The sequence below is a fragment of the Nocardia farcinica genome (genome assembly GCF_029867845.1).
GTDB lineage: Bacteria > Actinomycetota > Actinomycetes > Mycobacteriales > Mycobacteriaceae > Nocardia > Nocardia farcinica_A.
In genome coordinates this window covers 1-4,480 of sequence record NZ_JARWRU010000679.1, presented here as the reverse complement: position 1 = coordinate 4,480, position 4,480 = coordinate 1, and the positions used below count along the sequence as shown (strand labels likewise).

At 72.0% G+C, this 4,480-nt stretch carries 4 protein-coding genes; all 4 read right to left on the bottom strand.

The window, feature by feature from the left end; all coding sequences use genetic code 11:
- Positions 1-86: 86 nt before the first annotated feature.
- Positions 87-2,102: a hypothetical protein gene (locus tag QH283_RS14915; RefSeq protein ID WP_280503597.1), complete on the bottom strand. Its 2,016-nt coding sequence runs from the start codon at positions 2,100-2,102 to the stop codon at positions 87-89.
- 2 nt (positions 2,103-2,104) lie between these two features.
- On the bottom strand, positions 2,105-3,253 hold the full coding sequence (locus QH283_RS14910) for a PP2C family serine/threonine-protein phosphatase (protein WP_280503596.1): 1,149 nt from the start codon (positions 3,251-3,253) through the stop codon (positions 2,105-2,107).
- Positions 3,253-3,948, bottom strand: a complete 696-nt coding sequence (locus tag QH283_RS14905) for a vWA domain-containing protein (RefSeq protein ID WP_280503595.1) — start codon at positions 3,946-3,948, stop codon at positions 3,253-3,255. Before QH283_RS14905 ends, QH283_RS14910 begins: the two co-directional genes overlap by 1 nt.
- Positions 3,949-4,095: 147 nt before the next feature.
- Positions 4,096-4,480, bottom strand: a 385-nt coding sequence (locus QH283_RS14900; RefSeq protein WP_280503594.1) for a DUF4352 domain-containing protein, incomplete at its 5' end; no start/stop codon positions are given.

Below are 4,480 nucleotides of genomic sequence, written 5' to 3'. Positions count from 1 at the left end.
GGGGGGGGGGTGGGGGGGGGGGGGGGGGGGGGGGGGGGCCCCCCCCCCCCCCCCCGCGGCATGTGCGCTCCGCCGCCGGGCACGCGCTAGCGCAGCCGCAGGCGGGCCTCCGCGCCGAGATTCGTCGTCACCGTGCGCCCGTCGGTGGCGTGCGCCTCCAGCCAGACCCCGGCGGGGTCGTAACCCCAGAAGTTCACGCTCTCCGCGTGCGACTCGCCGGACTCCTGGAACCGGACCGCCATATTGCCCGCGACATCGCCGAGGTCGAGGTCCGCCGGGAGCGAACGGACGTCGACCTCCCGCCACCCGTGGTAGAGCGCGACCCGATCGCAGATCTGTCCGCTGCCCGGCTCGGAGGTGTACACGAACAACTGCCACCGCGAGTGCACCGGCGCGCCCTTCGCCGCGCGCTCGCCCGCGCTGATCGAACCGCAGACCGGGTGGTAGCGCTCCAGCGGATACCGGTCGGCGTCCTGTGCGGCCACCGATTCCGCCTCGGCCGCCGCGAACGCCGTCCGCGCGGACGGTCCGGCCCACACCGCACCGGCGAACAGCGCCGCGCCGGCCACGACGGCCGACGCGCGTCCGCCCCACGGCCGCAGCACCAACGCGACCGCGGCGAGCAACCAGATCAGCGCGCATCCGCCGAGCAGTTCGGCCCAGAAGTAGGGCCACCAGGGGCGGATGTCGCCGTCGTAGACCTGCTCGGAGACCGGAAGGAACCGGCCGCGCAGCAGGAAACGCCCGATCAGCCACGGCACCAGCACCGTCACCGATGTCCAGAAGGCGTAGGAGAGGATGCGCCCGTCGAGTTCGGTTCTCGCGGCGAGCACCTGGCCGAGCAGGGAGGTCGTGGGGCCGGTCGTGCGCGCGGTGGTGGTCCGGGTGCGCGCCGCGGTGGTGGCCGCTGTGGTTCGGGCCCCTGTGGTTCGGGCCGTGGTCTTGGCAGCCGGTCGGGTCGCTGTCGCGGCGGTGGCCGTCGCGGCGCGGGTGCCCCGTGTGCCGGTCCGGGTCGTCGTCGCCCTCGGTCGCGTCACGGCGCCGGTGACAGTGCCCTTCTGCCGGGTGGCCAGCGCGCACCACGGACAGGAGCGATTGTGGTCGGCGTACACGTGGGAGCTGTCGCGCGCACAGGTCACCAGCGTCATGGCGGCCAGCGCGCGCTGCCACTCGGCCGCCGAGGGCCGCCGCGAGGGCCGCGTGGCGCCCACGCCGAGCGCCCGCTCGAACAACTCCCTGACGGCGGGGGAGAGCATGCTCACCGGCGGTGCGGCCTTGTGCTGCTTCAGTTTCGAGTTCACGCCACCGGCCCAGTGCCCGCCCGCGGCCAGCTCGAGCGCCTCCGGCTGCTCCCCCGGCCCGGTCCAGTTGCCGCGTGAGAACGGGTGATTGCCCGCCATCAGCAGCAGGTAGATGTGGATGGCGAGCACGAACAGGTCGGAGGACTTGTCCCTGATGTGGCCGGCCAGATCGGCCTTCGCCAGCTCGGGCGCCAGGAACTCCGGTCGCGCCACCCCGCACGGATAGACCGTCGTGCCGGAGCGGAACTGGAAGGAGTCGCAGTCGACCAGGGTCACCAGGGTGGTGTTGGTGACCAGGATGTTGCGCTCGTTGAAGTCGCCGATCACCGCGCCCGCCTTGTGCGCGCTGTCCACGGCCCGGCACAGATTGCGGGCGATGTTCACCAGGTGCAGCCAGGTGATCGCCCGCGGCCACTGCGGGCCTTTCGGATTGGGGTCGGCCCGGTCCGACGGGTTCGACAGGCTGTGCACCTCGACGGTCTTCGAGGTGTCGATCCGGCGCATGACGAACCCGCGCACCCGGTTGTCCGGTCCGAGCAGGGCGTGTTCCGGCCAGGCGAGCACCACGAATCCGTCGGGCTGCCTGGCGCCCGCCGGTTTCGCGGCCGCCATGGCGCGCACCTTTCCCGCGCGGGCGTCCAGACCCTGTTTCGGCAGGTGCGCGTGGTAGATCTTGGCCACCCATTCGGGATGACCCGCGACCTCGGTGACCGTGCCCTCGCCCGCGCGTGCCAACTGCGCGCCCAGCCGGACGGTCCGTCCGTCGTCGAGCCGGAACCGTTGTCCGACGAGGTTCTGCATGGTCAGCCCTCGGCGTCGGCCACCGGGGCAGCGACATGGCCGGGTGGCCGGCGCGACTGCACCCGGTGCTCCAGTTCGATGCCCGCCGGGCCGTCGGGGGATTCGCCGAGCACCGCGAGCACGACGGTCTTGTCGTCACCGGTCTGGTCGTCGGGGATGGCGCGCAGCCAGGACGCGAACGCCGTCTCGCTGAGCTCGTTCGCCGCCGTCGCCGCCCACGCGCCCTCGAAGAAGGGCACGAAGGCCGCGCCGGTCGCCACATCGGTGATCTTGTAGGCCATGCCGTCGGTGCTCAGCGCGAACGCGTCCACATCGGTGGCGGTGTGCACGCGGAAGGAGGCGGTGAAGGCGTCGCGCGACTGCACGAACCAGGTGAGATTCGCGTACTCGCCCTTCTCCTCGGCGAGGACCGTGCGGACCCCACCGTGATCGCGCAGCGCGATCACCCCGTCCCCGATCTGCGCGAAGACCGCCAGCCCGGGTGTCGCGATCGCCACCGCCAGGGTGGTCGCCAGCTCGCCCAGCGGCTGTCCGGTGTAGCGCGCCCGCGCCCGCAGCGCCGTCAGCGCCTGCTCGAACAGCCACCGCATCGGACGCTCCGCGGGCTCCTCGCCGCGCGCGACGTCGCCGAACCAGTCGAGGAAGACCGGGCTGCACACCGTGGTCACCACCCGGTCGCAGACGGTGTAGGACCCCCACGCCGAGGTCTGGGTGACGCTGCCCGCGCCGTCGGCGACCGCGGCCACCACCAGGTCACCGATGGTCGCGTAGGCGAAGGCGTCGTCGCAGCCGAGGCCCTTGCGGATGTGCGCCTCCCCGGCGACCGAGGCGCCGCTCACGGCCCAACGGCGCAGCGGGGCAACGGTTCCGGTGTCCGGTCCGGCAGTCGTGTCGTGCCCGGCGGCGGGGTGCCCGGCTGTGCCGTGGGCGGTGGCGTGGTGCTCGGCGGACCTCGATGCGGGCTCGGTGGTGTCCGATGCGCGGTGGCCGGTGGCGGCCGGTTCCCCGGCGGCCGGGTGGGCCGGCGCGCCGAGATCCCGGTGGGGCGCGGGGGACGCCGCGTGTTCCGCCGGGACCGGTGGGCCATCGACGTCCGCGCCCGCCGAGGGCGCGTTCTGCCGCGGCCGCACGAAACGGGGCAGCTGGACCATCAGGCGGTCGTCCAGCCCACCGGCGCCAGCGGGACCTGATGCTCGGAGTTCTGCGCCACGTGCTCGTCGGAGGTGCCGTGATTGCCCGAGGAGGCCATGTTGCCCAGCGAGGCCGACAGCCACTCGAAGAACTCGTTGAACCGGAGCCCGGCCAGCGGGACGGGCGGGCGGCCGGTGCTCACCCGCTCCAGCTGCCGGTAGTCGACGTTGTCGCCCACGCCGACGGCGAAGACGGTGACGCCCTTGGCAGCCTCCATCGCGTTCAGTCGCGCCACCGCGGCGTCGAAGCCCTGCAGGTTCGGGGCGCCGTCGGTGAGCAGCAGCAACCACGGCCGGTAGTACTGGATGCCGCTGTCCTTGTACTCGCGCTTGCGCTGGTCGATCATGTCGATCGCCATGTCGATGGCGTCGGCCATGTTCGTGCTGCCGCTGGCGGAGAACGGGACCGGCTCCAGCGTGCGCGCCTCCTGCAACGGCACCGCCACCTGGGCCTGGGTGCCGAAGGTGATCACCGCGACCTCGGCCCGCTTGCGGGTCAGGTCGTCCTCGGTCACGTACTCGACGAACGCTGCGAAGCCCTCCTGCAGCGCGGCGATCGGTGCGCCTGCCATCGATCCCGACACGTCGGCGAGCACGACGCACGCCACGCGGGGATCGGGATTGGCCTCGTTGAGGGGGATGGTGAGAACTGACAAGGGTCCGCCTCCTGGCACGTCGCGAACGATGAGCAAACCGAACGGCTTTCGGGATCGCCAGCATCGCATCGCGGACCGATCGGTGTCTGTAGGTCGAGCGGTCGACAACCGACCGGTCCGTTCCGGTCGGCTGGTCGTGCCGAACGGTCAGCGCAGCGCGACCTTCGCCCCGCCGGAGAACATCGAATCGTGCAGCTGGAGCTTCGCGGGCACCGTGCCGACCGGGACGTCGAAGGCGAGCACCACGTCGATGGTGTTGCCGGGATTGATGGTGGTGGCCATGTGGTCGTGCAGGTTGATCTCGGCCCTGGTGTCGTTCTCGAACTGCCTGCCGTCGGCATCGAAGAGCTTCTGATTGCTGCCGAAGTAGGTCTGCGGCCGATCGCCCACATTGGTGACCGAGACGTGCACCAGGATGTACTCGCCCTGTGCCGTGGTCCGCAGGAACTGGTTGTCGCCGACCGTACGCACCGGCGGGTCCACCGCGGTCACCCGGAATTCGAACTTGCCGTCGCGCACCGCCGTTCCCGCG